General features: G+C 71.2%; 16 protein-coding genes. 10 read left to right on the plus strand and 6 right to left on the minus strand.

What is annotated here, in order from left to right:
* Nucleotides 1–903, minus strand: a complete 903-nt coding sequence (gene galU, locus B4U46_RS14860) for a UTP--glucose-1-phosphate uridylyltransferase GalU (RefSeq protein WP_079427712.1) — start codon at nucleotides 901–903, stop codon at nucleotides 1–3.
* A 94-nt stretch (nucleotides 904–997) separates the two neighbouring features.
* Between galU and B4U46_RS14865 the strand changes: the two genes are divergently transcribed.
* The gene (locus B4U46_RS14865; RefSeq protein WP_100863498.1) at nucleotides 998–1,624 is read left to right on the plus strand and encodes a 5-formyltetrahydrofolate cyclo-ligase; all 627 of its coding nucleotides are present in this window, start codon (nucleotides 998–1,000) and stop codon (nucleotides 1,622–1,624) included.
* Nucleotides 1,625–1,689: 65 nt separating this feature from the next.
* On the opposite strand, the gene B4U46_RS14870 is transcribed toward B4U46_RS14865, so the two are convergent.
* On the minus strand, nucleotides 1,690–4,596 hold the full coding sequence (locus B4U46_RS14870) for a penicillin acylase family protein (RefSeq protein WP_167747587.1): 2,907 nt from the start codon (nucleotides 4,594–4,596) through the stop codon (nucleotides 1,690–1,692).
* A 237-nt stretch (nucleotides 4,597–4,833) separates the two neighbouring features.
* Between B4U46_RS14870 and B4U46_RS14875 the strand changes: the two genes are divergently transcribed.
* The 7 genes from B4U46_RS14875 (at nucleotide 4,834) to mscL (ending at nucleotide 11,502) form a co-directional block, all read left to right on the plus strand.
* Entirely contained in the window at nucleotides 4,834–6,339 is a 1,506-nt protein-coding gene (locus tag B4U46_RS14875; RefSeq protein ID WP_079427713.1) for a potassium/proton antiporter, read from the plus strand.
* A 416-nt stretch (nucleotides 6,340–6,755) separates the two neighbouring features.
* Nucleotides 6,756–8,087: an MFS transporter gene (locus tag B4U46_RS14880; protein ID WP_079427715.1), complete on the plus strand. Its 1,332-nt coding sequence runs from the start codon at nucleotides 6,756–6,758 to the stop codon at nucleotides 8,085–8,087.
* A 67-nt stretch (nucleotides 8,088–8,154) separates the two neighbouring features.
* Nucleotides 8,155–8,472 (plus strand): FmdB family zinc ribbon protein, encoded by a 318-nt coding sequence (locus B4U46_RS14885; RefSeq protein WP_079427717.1) that lies wholly within the window; start codon nucleotides 8,155–8,157, stop codon nucleotides 8,470–8,472.
* A 79-nt stretch (nucleotides 8,473–8,551) separates the two neighbouring features.
* The gene (locus B4U46_RS14890) at nucleotides 8,552–9,385 is read left to right on the plus strand and encodes an S-methyl-5'-thioadenosine phosphorylase (RefSeq protein WP_079427719.1); all 834 of its coding nucleotides are present in this window, start codon (nucleotides 8,552–8,554) and stop codon (nucleotides 9,383–9,385) included.
* 193 nt (nucleotides 9,386–9,578) lie between these two features.
* A complete protein-coding gene (locus tag B4U46_RS14895; RefSeq protein ID WP_079427721.1) occupies nucleotides 9,579–10,136 on the plus strand; it encodes a carboxymuconolactone decarboxylase family protein in 558 nt (185 codons plus the stop codon).
* Between the two features lie 313 nt (nucleotides 10,137–10,449).
* Nucleotides 10,450–10,878 carry a hypothetical protein gene (locus tag B4U46_RS14900; protein ID WP_398898891.1) on the plus strand — a complete coding sequence of 143 codons (429 nt, stop codon included), beginning with the start codon at nucleotides 10,450–10,452 and terminating at the stop codon, nucleotides 10,876–10,878.
* Between the two features lie 123 nt (nucleotides 10,879–11,001).
* Nucleotides 11,002–11,502, plus strand: coding sequence for a large conductance mechanosensitive channel protein MscL (gene mscL, locus B4U46_RS14905; RefSeq protein ID WP_079427723.1), 501 nt, complete (start codon nucleotides 11,002–11,004; stop codon nucleotides 11,500–11,502).
* Between the two features lie 13 nt (nucleotides 11,503–11,515).
* On the opposite strand, the gene B4U46_RS14910 is transcribed toward mscL, so the two are convergent.
* Nucleotides 11,516–11,743: a hypothetical protein gene (locus B4U46_RS14910; protein WP_079427725.1), complete on the minus strand. Its 228-nt coding sequence runs from the start codon at nucleotides 11,741–11,743 to the stop codon at nucleotides 11,516–11,518.
* A 115-nt stretch (nucleotides 11,744–11,858) separates the two neighbouring features.
* Nucleotides 11,859–12,200: a hypothetical protein gene (locus B4U46_RS39050; RefSeq protein WP_237292870.1), complete on the minus strand. Its 342-nt coding sequence runs from the start codon at nucleotides 12,198–12,200 to the stop codon at nucleotides 11,859–11,861.
* A gap of 220 nt (nucleotides 12,201–12,420) precedes the next feature.
* On the opposite strand from B4U46_RS39050, the gene B4U46_RS14920 reads away from it, so the two are divergent.
* Both B4U46_RS14920 and B4U46_RS14925 read left to right on the plus strand, forming a co-directional pair.
* Nucleotides 12,421–13,578: a low temperature requirement protein A gene (locus tag B4U46_RS14920; RefSeq protein ID WP_237292872.1), complete on the plus strand. Its 1,158-nt coding sequence runs from the start codon at nucleotides 12,421–12,423 to the stop codon at nucleotides 13,576–13,578.
* A gap of 95 nt (nucleotides 13,579–13,673) precedes the next feature.
* Nucleotides 13,674–14,930, plus strand: coding sequence for a cytochrome P450 (locus B4U46_RS14925; protein ID WP_079427729.1), 1,257 nt, complete (start codon nucleotides 13,674–13,676; stop codon nucleotides 14,928–14,930).
* Nucleotides 14,931–15,034: 104 nt separating this feature from the next.
* Here the strand turns inward: B4U46_RS14925 and B4U46_RS14930 are convergent, their stop codons facing one another.
* Both B4U46_RS14930 and B4U46_RS14935 read right to left on the minus strand, forming a co-directional pair.
* Nucleotides 15,035–15,529, minus strand: coding sequence for a DUF5949 family protein (locus B4U46_RS14930; RefSeq protein ID WP_079427731.1), 495 nt, complete (start codon nucleotides 15,527–15,529; stop codon nucleotides 15,035–15,037).
* Between the two features lie 57 nt (nucleotides 15,530–15,586).
* Nucleotides 15,587–16,198 carry a DUF4352 domain-containing protein gene (locus tag B4U46_RS14935; RefSeq protein ID WP_079427733.1) on the minus strand — a complete coding sequence of 204 codons (612 nt, stop codon included), beginning with the start codon at nucleotides 16,196–16,198 and terminating at the stop codon, nucleotides 15,587–15,589.
* Between the last annotated feature and the right edge of the window lie 189 nt (nucleotides 16,199–16,387).

Here is a 16,387-nt window from a genome sequence, read left to right on the forward strand (position 1 = left end):
CTACATCTCCTCCGTGACGTAACGGTGAAGCCAGGTGCGGAACTCGGGGCCCAGGTCCTCACGCTCGCACGCGAGTCGGACGATGGCCCGCAGGTAGTCCCCCCGGTCCCCGGTGTCGTAGCGGCGGCCGCGGAAGACCACCCCGTGCACCGGGCCGCCCACGGTCTCGTCGGCGGCCAGCTTCTGCAGGGCGTCGGTGAGCTGGATCTCCCCACCGCGGCCCGGCTCGGTCTCCCGCAGTATGCCGAAGATCGCGGGGTCCAGGACGTAGCGTCCGATGACTGCGTAGTTGCTGGGCGCCTCGGCGGGCTCGGGCTTCTCGACGAGGCCGGTGATGCGGACGACGTCGTCCTCACCGGTCGCCTCGACGGCGGCGCAGCCGTAGAGGTGGACGTGGGCGGGGTCGACCTCCATCAGGGCGATGACGGTGCCGCCGGTCTTCTGGTGGACCTCGACCATGCGGCGCAGCAGGGGGTCGCGCGGGTCGATGAGGTCGTCGCCGAGGAGGACCGCGAAGGGCTCGTCGCCGACGTGCGGCTCGGCGCACAAGACGGCGTGGCCGAGGCCGCGCGGGTCGCCCTGGCGGACGTAGTGCATGGTGGCGAGGTCGCTGGACTCCTGGACCTTCTTCAGCCGGTCGTCGTCGCCCTTCGCGATCAGAGCCGACTCCAGCTCGTAGTTGCGGTCGAAGTGGTCCTCGAGAGCGCGCTTGTTACGTCCTGTGATCATGAGGACGTCGTCGAGGCCGGCCGAGACGGCCTCCTCGACCACGTACTGGATGGCCGGCTTGTCCACGACCGGGAGCATTTCCTTGGGGGTCGCCTTGGTGGCGGGGAGGAACCGGGTACCGAGGCCCGCAGCCGGAATGACGGCCTTCTTGATCACAGGGTGCGACTGAGTCATGGGCAGAACGATAGTGGGTCGTACCGAACACCCGGCCAGATTCCGGTAAATAGATCCAACTCTGTCCCGATAGAAAAGGAATTGTGACGCAACTGTGGTAGAGAGCCTGTCCGGAAACCTCCCCTTCCCTCCCGAGAAGGCCGCCCTCCGCCGGGAACTCCTCGCCGCCCGCCGGGCTTTGCCCCCCGAGGCCCGCCGCACGGCCGCCCGGGCGCTCGCGCGCTCCGCGCTGGCGCTGCCGGAGCTGGCCGGCGCGCACACGGTGGCCGCGTACGTCTCCGTCGGCGCGGAACCGGGCACCCGCGAGCTGATCGACGCGCTGCGGGACACCGGGAAGCGGGTGCTCCTGCCCCTGCTGCTGCCCGACAACGACCTCGACTGGGCGGCGTACGAGGGTCCGGGCAGCCTCGCCGAGGCAGTGCACCCGGGGAGGATGCGGCTGCTGGAGCCCTCCGGTCCGCCGCTGGGTCCGCAGGCCGTCACCGGGGCGGACGCGGTGCTGCTGCCCGGGCTGGCGGTGGACCGGCGCGGGATGCGGCTCGGGCGCGGCGGGGGCTCGTACGACCGGGTGCTGGCGCGGCTGGAACGGGCCGGCGCGCATCCGGCGCTGGTGGTGCTCCTCTACGACGAGGAGGTGGTCGCGCGGGTCCCGGAGGAACCGCACGACCACCCCGTCCAGGCGGTCGCCACCCCGTCGGGGGTGGTGCGCTTCACGGCCTGATCCTGCCGATCGCCGGTGAGTGCGGTCTGCTGATCACACCGGCCGGATCAGGGCGTGCGCGCCGGTCACGGCTTGAGCGTCAGCGTGTCCACTGTCGACTTGTCGACGGCGGCCTTCCCGAAGGGCCAGTCCAGCAGTTCGCCCTTGGCCCACAGCGTCGTCTGGTCCGTGTAGTTGCTGTCGTACGCGTGACCCGAGGCGCCGGTCAGGTTGATCCAGCGGGACTTGTCGAGGTCGTTCAGGTTGACGACCATGCGCATCGACGGCACCCAGGTGACGTCGTAACCGCTGGAGGCGTTCCAGCCGGTGGCATTGACGGTGGCCTCGCCGCCGCCCAGGTTCCACGGGCCGCGGTTGAGGAGCCACTGCATGAAGCCCGGCCCCTCCTTGCCGATCGTCTGGTTCTTCAGCGTCAGCTGGTGCAGCCGGCCCCAGCTCCAGGTCGACTGGTCCTTGCCGAGCTTGGCGGTCAGCTCCCAGCGCGCGTCCTCCATCGCCCGGGCGAAGAGCTCGTCGCGGGTCTTGATGGGCTTGTCGTGGACGGTCTTCGGGGTGGCCGTCCACCACGGCGACTTCTCGTCCTTGACCAGGCGGCGCACGACCTCGAACCAGCGGTCGCCGCCGTCCGGCTGCGCGGAGTCGGCACCGCGGGTGCCGCACTCGCGGACGGTCTTGGCGAGGTCGTCGTTCGGGCCGGTGCCCTCCTCGATGACGTTCATGCAGCTGTCCGTGACGCGCAGCTCCTTCGGCATCTTGTCGCCGAACGCCAGTTTGAGGATGTTGCGCCAGACCGCGTTGAAGTACGCGGCCGCCGCCGAGTCGTTCTCCTGGGTGTAGTTCCAGCCTTCCAGCAGCTTCTGCGCCGAACGCACGTCCGGGTCGGAGACCGGGATCTTGGCCAGCATCGGGGTCAGCAGCGCGGCGATCTCGCTGCTGTTGTCCATCTGCATGGTGCGCATGTCGTCGGTGGAGATCTTGCCGCTGTCCTTGATCTTCGCCTCGATGAGGTCGTTGATCCGCTGACTGCGGGCGCCGTAGCCCCAGTCGGTGGTCAGCACGTACGGGTACTTGCCCGCGCCGGTGCCGGACTCGGTGACGGCCTGGTTGGCGGTGACGATGTAGCCGCGCTGCGGGTTGAGCTCCCACGGCAGTTCGTTCTGCGGGATGTAGCCGGCGTTGCCGTCCCGGCCGCCCTTCCAGGCGTACTTGGGGTCCCAGCCCGGGGCCGGCATGCGGCCGTCGCCCTGACCGCGGAGCGGGATGCGGCCCGGGGCCTGGTAGCCGATGTTGCCGTTGGGGCCCTTGTTGTCCGCGTAGATCAGGTTCTGGGACGGGGCCTCGAAGTCCGCGGCCGCCGCCCGGAAGCTCGCGAAGTCCTTGGCGCGGTCGAGCTTGAGGACGGCGTCCATCGACTTGCCCGGGTCCAGTGCGGTCCAGCGCAGGGCGACGGCGTAGCCGGTGCCGCGGTCGGGGGCCGAGCTCGGGACGGGGGCGCGGGAGCCGATGGTCTCGAGTTCGTCGCTGCGGTCGGAGATCAGCGGTCCGTTGTTGGTCGTGCGGACGGTGATCTTCTTGCTCTTGCCGCCCGCGACCTTGATCTCCTCTTCACGGATGGTGAAGGGGACGACCTTGTTGTCGTAGACGTAGCCCTCGGGACGGACCTGCTCCAGGTAGAGGTCGGTGACGTCGGCGCCGAGGTTGGTCATGCCCCACGCGATGTCGGCGTTGTGGCCGATGACCACGCCCGGCATGCCGGAGAAGGTGAAGCCGGCGACGTCGTACTGGCACTTCGACGAGACGGCGCGGCAGTGCAGGCCCATCTGGTACCAGACCGAGGGCAGCTGCGGGGACAGGTGCGGGTCGTTCGCGAGGAGCGGCTTGCCGGTGGTCGTGTACTTGCCGGAGACGACCCAGGAGTTGGAGCCGATGCCGCTGCCGTTGGGGCCGAGGATGGCCGGGATGTCGTCCAGCGTCTTGGAGAGGGCGGTCAGCTGCGTGCGCAGGCCGACGGTCGCGCCCTGGGCGCTCGCGTTGTCGGCGAGGCCGGTGGCGGGGTTGGTTCCGCCGTTCGGGGTGGCCTGCGAGCCGGTGCCGGTGCCCGCGGTGGAACCCGTGCCCGCCCCGGCGGTGGAGCCGGTGCCGCTCGCGCCCGTGCCGGAGGTGCCCGTCGAGGAGGAGCCGGCGCCCGTCGCGGAGGAGCCCGCCGTGCCCTGGGGCGCGTACTTGCCGCCCGCGACGGCGCCGCCCTCGACGATCGGCTTGTTCCGGTCGAAGGGGTACGCCGGGTAGAGCTCGTCGATCTGCGCCTGCGTGAGCTTGTTCGACATCAGCGAGCGGTCGATCTCGTCCTGCATGTTGCCGCGCAGGTCCCAGGCCATCGCCTTGAGCCAGGCCACCGAGTCGACCGGGGTCCACTGCTCGGGCTTGTAGTCGCCGGTGAGCTTGAGGGCGGCGTGCTCGACGGAGAGGTCCTTGCCGGACTTGCCCTTCAGCCACGCGTTGACCCCGTCGGCGTAGGCCTGGAGGTTCTTCTTCGTCTCGGGCGAGAGCTTCTTGTCGTACTCCTCCTGCGCGACCTGGCGCCAGCCGAGGGTGCGCAGGAAGGCGTCGGTCTCGACCTGGCCGGAGCCGAACATCTCCGACAGGCGGCCGGAGGTCATGTGCCGGCGGACGTCCATCTCCCAGAACCGGTCCTGCGCCTGGACGAAGCCCTGCGCGCGGAAGAGGTCCTCGTCGCTGTCGGCGTAGAGCTGCGGGATCCCGTGCTCGTCGCGCTTGACTTCGACGGTCCCGGTCAGGCCGGGGACCTTGAGGGAGCCGGTGGTCTGCGGGAACGAAGCGCGCACGGTGTCCACGCTCCAGTACGCGCCGTAGCCGAGGCCCGCCAAGAGCGCCAGGACCAAGACGAGCACGAGCAGGCGTGCGCGTCGTCCCTTCTTCTTGACGGAAGGTCCGGATTCTTTGGCGGGCATCGCTGTCCTTCGAGGGGCAGGGTGGTCCTGGGAGTGCTGGGAGCAACCATAGGCGCAGGACCGCCTCCGTTGATCCGCCAGGGGTCAAGGTCCGTAGGACAGGGGCGAACTGCCGTTTCACAATGTGGGTATCACGTAAAGAGTCCGTCAAAGATTAGGTAAGGTAACGAAGCACTTGCCGAATACGCCGCCTGGTGGAACGTTCCGCCTGGCGCGCTTTGAGGAAAGGGCTGCCCACTGACTGTCCACACGCTCAATGAGCTTCTGCTGGTCTGCTCGCTCGTGCTGCTCGTCGCGGTAGCGGCGGTACGCATCTCTTCACGCAGCGGCCTGCCCAGCCTGCTCATCTACCTCGGCATAGGCATCGCGATAGGCCAGGACGGCATCGGCCACGTCGTATTCGACAACGCCGAGCTGACGCAGGTCATCGGTTACGCCGCGCTCGTCGTCATCCTCGCCGAGGGCGGTCTGGGCACGAAGTGGAAAGAGATCAAACCGGCCCTGCCGCAGGCGGTCGTCCTGTCGCTGGTCGGCGTCGCGGTCAGCGTCGGCGTCACCGCGGCCGGTGCGCACTACCTGGTCGGACTCGAATGGCGGCAGTCGCTGCTGATCGGTGCGGTCGTCTCCTCGACCGACGCGGCGGCGGTCTTCTCGGTACTGCGCAAGGTCCCGCTCCCCTCGCGCGTGACGGGCGTGCTGGAAGCCGAGTCGGGCTTCAACGACGCCCCCGTCGTCATCCTGGTGGTGGCCTTCGCGACGGTCGGGCCGGTGGACAGCTGGTACGTACTGGTCGGCAAGATCGCGCTGGAGCTGGCGATCGGCGCGGCGATAGGTCTGGCGGTGGGGTTCCTGGGGGCGTACGGGCTGCGGCACGTGGCCTTGCCGGCCTCCGGCCTGTACCCGATCGCTGTGATGGCGATCGCGGTGTCCGCGTACGCGGCCGGCGCGATGGCGCACGGCTCCGGCTTCCTCGCGGTGTACCTGGCGGCGATGGTGCTCGGCAACGCGAAGCTGCCGCACTGGCCGGCCACGCGGGGGTTCGCGGACGGGCTGGGCTGGATCGCGCAGATCGGCATGTTCGTGCTGCTCGGTCTGCTGGTGACGCCGCACGAGCTGGCCGGGGACTTCTGGCCCGCGGTGATCATCGGACTGGTGCTGACGATGGTGGCGCGGCCGCTGGAGGTGTTCGTCAGCCTGCTGCCGTTCCGGGTCGCGTGGCAGGAGCAGGTGCTGATGTCGTGGGCCGGGCTGCGCGGCGCCGTGCCGATCATCCTGGCGACGATCCCGATGGTGACCGGGATCGAGGGCAGCGACCGGGTCTTCAACATCGTCTTCGTGCTGGTCGTCGTCTACACGCTGGTGCAGGGGCCGACCCTGCCGTGGCTGGCGCGCAAGCTGAACCTGCGCGAGACCGGCGAGGCCGCCGCCGACCTGGGGATCGAGTCGGCGCCGCTGGAGAAGCTGCGTGGACATCTGTTGTCCTTCGCGATACCCGAGGCGTCGCGGATGCACGGCGTCGAGGTCGGCGAGCTGCGGCTGCCGGCCGGGGCGTCGGTGACGCTGGTGGTCCGGGACGCGAAGAGCTTCGTGCCGGCGCCGTCGACGGTGTTGCGCCGGGGGGACGAGCTGCTGGTGGTGGCCACGGATCCGGTGCGGGACGCGGCGGAGGCCCGGCTGCGGGCGGTGGCGCGCGGGGGCAAACTCGCGGGGTGGCTGGGCACCGGTGGCGGACCGTCACTCTAGGTACCGGAGGGTGGCCGCAAGGGCCGTCCGAGCAGCGACTTTCCGTTAGAGCGCCATTCTAATTAGCCCATTTTCAGTGGCTTGCGACTGACCTTGCCCCCATTTCAGAGGGTCAGGAATGCGAAGTTCCAGTTAATCGCAGGTGAAGACATGGCTTGTCACCGTAATCACAGGGCGTGGTAGGCGATTCCCCTGTACGATGAAGGCACACCAGATCGAACCAACTCTGCCTGACGCAGAGCTGGCGCGACCGCAAAGCGGCCGTGGCACCCTCCCGCAGTGGGCGCCCAGGTATCACTCGGTTCTGCGCAAGAGGACAGCTCTCGGGGCTCCCACATGTACGGGTGCGGCCGCTCACAAAGCGGCCGGCCGTCCGCAGACGGGGACGCTCTACCAGGCAGCGGAAAGGCCAGGCCGTGACATCCGCGGTCACGACCGACAAGTCCGTCCGACCCGGCTACGGGCAGCTCCTGCGCACGCCCGGCGCCCTCTCCTTCGTCCTCCCCGGCTTCGCCGCCCGTCTGCCGTTCGGCATGCTGACCATCAGCATCCTGCTGCTCGTCCAGCACGCCACCGGCTCCTACGGCGACGCGGGCATCGTCTCCGCCGTCACCGGCGTCTCCATGGCCCTGTTCGCCCCGGTCATGGGCAAGCTCACCGACCGCCGCGGCCAGAGCGCCGTCCTCGTGCCGGTCGTCCTCACCCACGCCACCGCGGTCTCCGCTCTGACCTCGCTGGCCCTCCTCGGCGCCCCGCTGTGGGCGCTGGCGCTGGCCGCCGTCCCGGCCGGCGCCTCCGTCCCGCAGGTCGGGCCCATGGTCCGGACCCGCTGGGCGGCCAAGCTGGAGGGCTCCCCGCTGCTGCCGACGGCGGCCGCGTTCGAGTCCGTCACCGACGAGTTCACCTTCGTCGTCGGCCCGGTGCTGGCCACCGCGCTGTGCACCGGCGTCCACCCGGCGGCCGGCCTGGCCACCGAGGCGGCCCTGACCCTGCTCGGCGGCCTGTTCTTCGCCGCACAGCGCTCCACCGAGCCGCAGACCACCGCGAAGGCGGCCCAGGGCGAGAAGCACGCCTCGGCCCTGTCCTTCGCCGGTCTGCGCGTCCTGATCGTCGCCTTCCTCGGCATCGGCGCCGTCTTCGGCGGCATGCAGGTATCCCTCACCGCCTTCGCCGGCGAGATCGGCAACCCGGGCGCCAACGGTCTGCTGTACGGCGTCTTCGCGGCCGGCAACATGATCGCCGGCATCACCATGGGCGCCGTCGCCTGGAAGATCGGCCCGCGCCGGCGCCTGATCCTGGGCTACATCGGCCTGACCGCCGCCGCCTCGGTCCTGTGGACCGTGAACTCGGTCGTGCTGATGGGCGCGGTCGGCCTGGTCGTCGGTCTGTGCATCGCCCCGGCGCTGATCACCGGCTACACGATGATCGAGCAGCTGGTCCCGGCCGCCTCGCGCACCGAGGCGTTCACCTGGCTGACCGGCGCGGTCGCCTTCGGGCAGGCCGTCGCGGTGATCGTGGCCGGCCGCCTGACGGACGCGCACGGGTCCTCGTACGGCTTCCTGGTGCCGCTGGCCGCCACCGCGCTGGCGCTGGCCACGCTGCTGGCCCTGCGCGCGAAGCTCGCGCCGAAGGCCCCGAGCCGCATCGTGAACTCCTCCGCTCCGGCCGCCGCCGCGGCGGACGCGGCCGGCCGGAAGCGCACGAACGGGCGTGGGATCGGTCACCGCACGCCCGTGACGGTGGACTGATCCGCCGGAATACGTCACCATGGAGCGTCGTTAGCACTCATTGAGTCAGAGTGCCAGGAGGAAATTCGTGCCGACCTACCAGTACCAGTGCACCGAGTGCGGTGAGGGCCTTGAGGCCGTGCAGAAGTTCACCGACGAAGCGCTGACCGTGTGCCCGAGCTGCGACGGACGCCTGAAGAAGGTGTTCTCCGCGGTCGGCATCGTGTTCAAGGGCTCCGGTTTCTACCGGAACGACAGCCGTGGCGCCTCGTCGAGCAGCACGCCCGCCTCGAAGTCTTCGTCCTCGTCGTCCACCACAACGTCGACGTCGACCGCTTCGGCCCCGGCGGCCGCGTCCTCCTCGGCCTCCTCGAGCACGGGCGGCAGCTCCAGCTCGGCCGCCTGACCTCTCTCACCTCTTGCGCAAGGCCCCGTTCGCCCTCCTGGGCGGCGGGGCCTTGCGCGTCCCCCGTTAGGGTGGCCGCATGGTGAACGCAGAGATCGGTGTAATCGGCGGCTCGGGCTTCTACTCCTTCCTGGAGGACGTCTCCGAGGTCCAGGTCGAGACCCCCTACGGGCCCCCGAGCGACTCCCTGTACCTGGGCGAGCTGGCCGGTCGGCAGGTGGCGTTCCTTCCGCGGCACGGACGCAGCCACACCGTGCCGCCACACAAGATCAACTACCGGGCCAACCTGTGGGCGCTGCGCTCGGTCGGCGTCCGGCAGGTGCTGGGACCGTGCGCGGTGGGCGGCCTGCGGGCGGAGTACGGGCCGGGCACGCTGCTGGTCCCGGACCAGCTGGTCGACCGGACGAAGTCCCGCGTGCAGACCTTCTTCGACGGCGAGCCGCTGCCCGACGGGAGCGTTCCGAACGTCGTGCACACCACCTTCGCCGACCCGTACTGCCCGGTGGGGCGCTCGGTGGCGCTGTCGGCGGCGCGCGGGCGGGAGTGGGAGCCGGTGGACGGCGGCACCATGGTCGTCGTCGAGGGCCCGCGGTTCTCGACGCGCGCGGAGTCGCAGTGGCACGCGGCGGCCGGCTGGTCGGTGGTCGGCATGACCGGCCACCCGGAGGCCGTGCTCGCCCGTGAGCTGGGGCTCTGCTACACGTCGATGGCGCTGGTGACGGACCTGGACGCGGGCGCCGAGACGGGTGAGGGGGTCTCGCACGCCGAGGTCCTGAAGGTGTTCGGCGAGAACGTCAGCCGGCTGCGCGAGGTCCTCTTCGACGCCGTGGCGGCCCTGCCCGCGACCGCTGAGCGCGACTGCCTGTGCACCCACGCCCACGACGGCTGGGACCTGGGCATCGAACTGCCGTAGGCGCGCTACAGGCGGGCCGGAGCTGGGGTGGAGCCCTGGGGTCCGCGGCCCGGCTCCAGGCCCTCCGTGGGGCTCCGCGCGGGCGTCCTGGCCACCGGGTGAATCGATTCCTCGGACGGTGTCACGTTCCGCGGGGCTGTTCTGTCTCGCTGGTGACGGGGCCGAAAGGGCCCCCTCCCGGAAGAGGCCAGCCATGCCGCGCATCTCGCTCACCCCGCCCCGCACCCTCCTGATGCGCCTCGGCGCCTGGTACTCGCGCCGCACCTACGGCAAGGTGCTCGACCCCGGCCAGGCGTACGGGCACAACTCGCGCGTGCTGTTCACGTACGCCCGGATGGAGCAGCGGGCGGCCAAGTGGAACGAGCTCGACGCCGGGCTGAAGCACCTGGCCGTGATGGCCTGCGCCGCCCGGATCAACTGCTCGTGGTGCATGGACTTCGGCTACTGGGAGGGCCACGAGCTGGGCCTGTCGCCGGAGAAGATCGAGCGGGTGCCTCGGTGGCGCGAGGAACGGGAGGTGTTCACCGCGCTGGAGCTGCTGGTCATGGAGTACGCGGAGGCGATGACCGAGACCGTGCCTGCGGTCACCGACGAGATGGCGGCAGAGCTCATCTCGCGGCTGGGCGAGGCGGCGTTCGTCGAGCTCACCGCCGTGGTCGCGCTCGAGAACTGGCGCTCGCGGGTGAACAGCGCTTTCGGTCTGACCAGCCAGGGATTCTCCGAGACCTGCCGGGTGCCGGGCCGGTCCTGAGCGGCCAAGCGGCGGGGGCCTGCCCCTGCGGGTGAACGGGTTGTCCACAACCTGGGGATCGTCCACAGGCCGGGGCGGGGAGGGGCGGAGAGGCGGATCGTGGGAGGGTCCGGGCGCAGGGCCCGGGCACCGGATCTCGAACCCTTCGGCGGTGATCAGCATGTCCACGTCCTCTCCCGGCCGCCCGGAATCCCCGGCTTCCCCGGAATCCCCGGCTTCTGCCGCGTCCTCTTCCTCTGCCTCCTCCCCGTGTTCCTCCGCCTCCTCCACGTGCCGCCCGGCGCGCCCCGTACCCCCGTTCCCGCCGTTGCGCGTGGGCCGGGCCCGGGGGCGGCTGGGTCGTGCCGTACGCCGCAAGCGGCGGGCGGCCTCGGCCGGGCTGGCCGTGGTGGCGGCCGCCCTGGCCGTGGGCGGGACGGACGCGCAGGCCTCCCGGGGTGCGGCCCCGCCCGAGGTGAAGCCGTCGCCCGCGGCGGTGCGGATGGTGTCGGCTCCCGTGCGCATCGCGGACGCGGCCACGGTACGGCTGCTGCGGCCCGGGGACCGGGTCGACGTGGTGGCGGCGGAGCGCACCGGGCCGCCGAGGGTGGTGGCGTCGGGGGCCCGGGTGGCCGAAGTCCCGGCTCCGGACCAGGGGGTGGGGGACGGTGGGGCGCTGGTGGTGCTGTCGGTGCCCCGGGACACCGCGCGGGCCCTGGTGGGGGCCGGAGCGGTGGCACGGCTGGCGGTGGCGTTGTGCTGATTCGCACTGGCGCACAGTCAAGTCGCTCTGGGGTGGGCACCGATTGGACATGGCGTGCCATCACTGTCGTAGTTTTCGGAACCGTTGGCTCCGTGTACAGCAGTGACGAAGAGAGGCTCAGTCGTGAGCGAGAAGAAGAAGGAGAGCGTCCTGGCGGGCTTCAAGGCCTTCCTGATGCGCGGCAACGTGGTGGACCTGGCGGTGGCCGTGGTCATCGGCGCCGCGTTCACGAACATCGTGAACTCGATCGTGAAGGGCATCATCAGCCCGCTTGTGGGCGCCATCGGCACCAAAAACCTGGATGTCTACACCTCGTGCCTGAAGGCACCTTGTGGGGTGGACGCCAAGGGCGAGCCGACCGGCGTCAACATCATGTGGGGCTCGGTCCTGAACGCAACGCTCAGCTTCCTGATCACCGCCGCGGTCGTCTACTTCCTGATGGTCCTGCCGATGGCGAAGTACCTGTCCAGGCAGGAAGCGCGCCGCAAGGCCAGGGAGGGCGTCAAGGAGACCATCGAGATCACCGAGCTGGAAGTCCTCAAGGAGATCCGGGACACCCTGGTCTCGCAGCGCAGCGGGAACGGCGAGAGCGCCAGGACACCGGGGGCGCGCGACGCGGTCTGACCGCCGCGGCGGATCAGATGTGGTGCGGGGGCTTCTCGTCGAGGAAGCGGGCGAGGTCGGCCGTGCTTCCGCCGGCGGGCGGCCGTTCGCCCCAGCCCCGGTCGGTGTCGTCCGAGGACTGCTGGTCCAGCGGGTCGTCGAAGACCAGCTTCGGCCTGGGCCTCGGGGTCGGGGTGGGCTCGGGCCTCGCCCCGGCTGCGGGCTCGGGGGACTGCGGGTCGGAGGCGGGGGCGGTGCTCATGCCTCAAGGGTACGGCCGCCCCGGCCTCGGGCCCCGGCCCGGAGCGGGGTCCCGGCTCGGGTCCCGGCCCCGGCCCGGAGCGGGGTCCCGGCTCGCGCCCCGGCCCCGGCCCGGGTCAGCTGGGGGCCTCCGCGCCCTTGCGGGCGTAGAACCACCAGCAGACCGCGAGGCAGGTCGCGTAGAAGCCGATGAACATCCACAGCGCGTTGGTGACGGCGGTGGCCTCGAACATGGCGGGGATGAAGAAGAAGCCGTAGGCGGCGATGGCGGACGAGAAGCCGGTGACGGCGCCCGCCTCCATCTCCGACTGCTTCAGCGCGGCCGCCTGCGCCTCGGGACCCTGGCCCTCGGGCCAGAAGGACGGATCCTCCGGCGTCCATTGCGTGATGGTGTGGCCCGGCCGGTACTGTGCCGGGTCGGCCAGTACCTCCGGCGCTTGCTGGGTTGCCGTGCTCATGGCGTCGTCCTGACGGTCGAGAAGGGTCGTGACCCTTCCAGGCTCTGCTCGCGGGGGTGGCGTGCGGCAGGGGCGAACGTCGTGCGGACGGCGGGACAAGGTCCCGGCGCGGGAGGTGCGTTGGTCTGTCCGCCGGTGCCCGCGTCCGCCCGGGGTACCCGCGGGACGCGGGCCGCGCGCCTCGGCTGCCGGGCGGGTGGGCCCTGGTGTGCTGGGCGGTATGACGTACGTGCCGATGACCGCCCGCAGCCGCGTCGAGGGCCACCGGACGGCGACCTCCCTGGAGCTGTTCTTCGACCTGTGCTTCGTCGTCGCGGTCGCACAGGCGGGCCAGCGGCTGGTGCACGCGCTGGCGGAGGGGCATCCGGGCAGCGGGCTGGTCGGCTACTTCTTCGTCTTCTTCGGCGTGTGGTGGGCGTGGATGAACTTCACGTGGTTCGCCTCCGCTTACGACTGCGACGACGTGCCGTACCGGATCGCCACGCTCGTGCAGATCGCGGGGGTCCTCGTCTACGCGGCGGGGGTGAGCCGGGCCTTCGACAGCAATGACTGGACGGTGGCCGTCGTCGGCTACCTGATCATGCGGGTGGCGCTGACGGCGCAGTGGCTGCGGGCCGCGGCCGGGGAGAGCGGGCCTGGCCGGTCCGCAGCGCTGAAGTACGCCGCCGGGCTGCTGCTGTGCCAGGCGGGTTGGGTGGGGCTGCTGTTTGCGCCGGACGACTGGAAGCGCCGGCTGTTCCTGGTGCTGCTGGTGGCCGAGCTGATGGTCCCGTTGGTGGCGGAGCGCGGGCACCAGACGCCGTGGCACGCCCACCACATCGTGGAGCGGTACGGCCTGTTCACCATCATCGTGCTGGGCGAGACGATCGCCGCGAGCACGGTGGCGGTGAAGTCGGCCCTCGACGAGCACGAGGCGCTGGGCGAGCTGCTGCCCATCGCGGCGGGTGGGCTGCTGATCGTCTTCGCCGCGTGGTGGATCTATTTCGCGGTCCCGATGCACGAGCGGCTGAACTCCAACCGGGAGGCGATCCCGTGGGGCTACGGCCACTTGGTGGTCTTCGGTTCGGGTGCGGCGATCGGCGCGGGTATCGAGGTGGCGGTGGAGCACGCGGTCGGCAAGGCGCACATCTCGCAGGTGGCGGCGAACGCGGCCGTGACCGTCCCTGCGTCGGTGTTCCTGCTGATGGTGTGGCTGCTGCACTCGCGGCACTTCAAGCGGGGGCTCGCCCAGCAGCTGGTGCTGCCGGTGGCCGCGGTCGCGATCCTCGCCTGTACCTGGGCGGGTTCCTACGCCGTGCTGTACGCGGGCCTGGTCTCGGCGGCCACGGTGGCGGCGGGAACGACCCTCTCGGTCCGCCCCGTACCGGCCACCGTCTGAGGCGGTGGCGCCCGGGACCGTCACCCCCATGGCGCCGCCGCCGTTCTCCATCGCAGGACGCCACGGCGACGGGCGACAGCAGAGAGGCACCTCGGATGACACTCCCCTCACAGAGACTCGCAACCGGCCCCGGCGGGGAACTGGCCGAGCCAGGCTTCTGGCAGCGGCCGCCCGCCGACCGCCTCGCGGCCTTCGCCCGCCTGCGCGCGCTGGACTCCCCCGTGTTCGTCCCGGAGGGCGGCGGCCGGGGCGGCCACTGGGCCCTCGTACGGCACGCGGACGTGCAGGAGGCCAGCCGGCTGCCCAAGGTGTTCGCGAGCGCCCCCGGGGTGACGACGCCGGAGCCGGCGCGGTGGGTGCGGGCCCTGTTCGGGGACTCCATGGTCAACCTGGACGGCCCGGACCACGCACAGCTGCGGAAGATCGTGCAGCGGGCGTTCACGCCCCGGCTGCTGGCGGCGGCGGAGGCGGACATCCACGCGGTCGCGGCCCGGATCGTGGACGACGTGCTGGAGCGGCGGCCCGAGGAGTTCGTCTCGGCGGTGTCCTCACGGCTGCCCCTGGAGGTCATCTGCAACATGATGGGGATCCCGGAGCGCTACCGGGCGGAGATCGCCGACCGGGTCAACCACGCCTCGGAGAACATCGGGGTGGAGCGGGGGCTGGCGTCGCGGCTGCGGATGCCGGGGCGGGGGCTGCGGGCGCTGGCGCGGATGCAGCGGATGGTGGCGGGCATCGGCCGGGAGCGGCGCCGCAACCCCTGCGACGACCTGATCTCGGCGCTGGTCTGCGCGAACGTGGACGGGCAGGCGCTCGGTGCCCGGCAGTTGGGGGCGTTCTTCAGCCTGCTGATGGTGGCGGGGGTGGAGACCACCCGCAACGCCATCACGCACGGGCTGACCCTGCTGACCGACTTCCCCGCCCAACGGGACCTGCTGCTGTCGGACTTCGAGAAGTACGCGGACGGGGCGGTGGACGAGATGATCCGGCACTCCACGCCGATCATCCAGTTCCGCCGGACGGTCACGGCGCAACACACGCTGGGCGGGCGCGCGTTCGAGCCCGGGGACAAGGTGGTGCTGTACTACGCCTCCGCCAACCGGGACGAGGCCGTCTTCCCCGACCCGGACGCCTTCGACATCACCCGCTCGCCCAACCCCCATCTGGGCTTCGGCGGCGGGGGCCCGCACTTCTGCCTGGGCGCGCATCTGGCCCGGGTGGAGATGAAGGCCCTCTTCCGTGAGCTGCTGACCCGGCCGGTGGGTCTGCGGGCGGTGGGTCTGCCCGATCTGGCGGGGTCCAACTTCGACAACCGCGTCCGTTCGCTGCGGTTCGCCTTCGACACCCCCTGATCCGGAGGGGGCCGCCGGAGACGGGGGCCGGCCACCGGAGAAAGGGGCCGGCCGCCGGGCAGGCTGGGAGCCCGGCGGCCGGAGCGCGGCGTCCGCCGCCGCGGCTACTTCTGCAGGGTCTGCACCGTGAGGACGCAGTGGGCGCTGCTGGTCAGCACCGCCTCGTCCCCGGCGAAGCCCTGGAGCAGCTCCGGCGACACCACCTGGCCGGGAACGGCCTCGGGCCAGGCGCGGGTGGCGAACAGGAAGTAGGCCTGCCCGCTCTCGTTGGCCGCGGCGACCCACTCGGGCGGCGCGGTGCAGGTGGCGTTGAGCCCGGGCATGGTCAGGGCGATCTGGTCGTCGGCCAGCAGGATCTGTACGGGGAAGGTGCGCGGGTTGCGCGTTCCGTCGATGACCACGTCGCCGATCTGCAGGCCGATCTCCTCCAGCAGCCCGCGGGCGGCCGCCTCGCCGCCCTCCCGGCCCTGCGGGCCGTCGCCGAGGGTGTAGGCGATGAGGTACGGGACGTCGTGGCCCTCCGAGGGGTCACCGATCCAGGCGAGGACGGAAAGGGTGCCGAGCAGGGAGCGGTCGGTTTCGGCTTGCGTTGAAGTCATGCGCCGCACCTTAGTGCTCTCCCGCCCGGGCCTTTCACGGCCTTTCACCCGGGCGGGTTACACGGCCCAGAATCCCCCTCCGGAATTCGGCCGCATGTTCGCGTCCTGGTACTGGAGCCGCACAATGCGCTGGTTTTCCGGAATTTCGAACACCACCCATCCTTCGGCCCGCTCGCCGACCGCCAGGGAATCGAAGACGAGCGGTTTGCCGGTGGTGAGTTCACCGGTGCGCACGACCGGGTAGCGCTTGCCCGCGCCGTCGTACGCCCACATGCGCCCGAGTGCCCCGTACGAGGCCCCGCCGACGTTGACGAAGGACATCGAGGCGGCCACCCAGCGCTTCCCGGCGGGCGGCGCGTAGTTCGGTTCGACGCTGACGGCGGGGTCCACGAACGCGCCGAGCACCGCCTGGAGGTGTCGACCCACCTCCCGCCCTTGCACCCGTACGGAGTCACCCACATGGGCATCCTTCGCGGCGCCCGCCGCGTCTGCCCGGTCCGGGGCGACGGGCTCCTCGTCGGTGCCGGGCGCCCCGTCGTCCACCGGGACGGCGGGCGCCGCGGCCGGGGCCGTGGCCGACCCCTCGGAGGCGCTCTGGCAGGCGGTGGCGGTCAGCAGCAGGGCGGGCAGGAGCGCGGTGGCGGCGAGGACGGAGGCGGTCTGACGCATACGGGGACCCCTTCGGGGTTCTGCGGATCCGGGGATCGGCGGAAGGGAAGGCGGCGGCGTTTGCCGACGATATCTTCCGGCCAGTCTCACGCGCCCGAGCGGGGAATTGCACACACCGACACGAGCGCACGGACCGGGTTGGCCGCCGACTGCCAGCACAATGCGTTCCGACGGAATCCCGCCACCCCA

It is taken from the genome of Streptomyces katrae (genome assembly GCF_002028425.1).
Taxonomy (GTDB): Bacteria; Actinomycetota; Actinomycetes; order Streptomycetales; family Streptomycetaceae; genus Streptomyces; species Streptomyces katrae_A.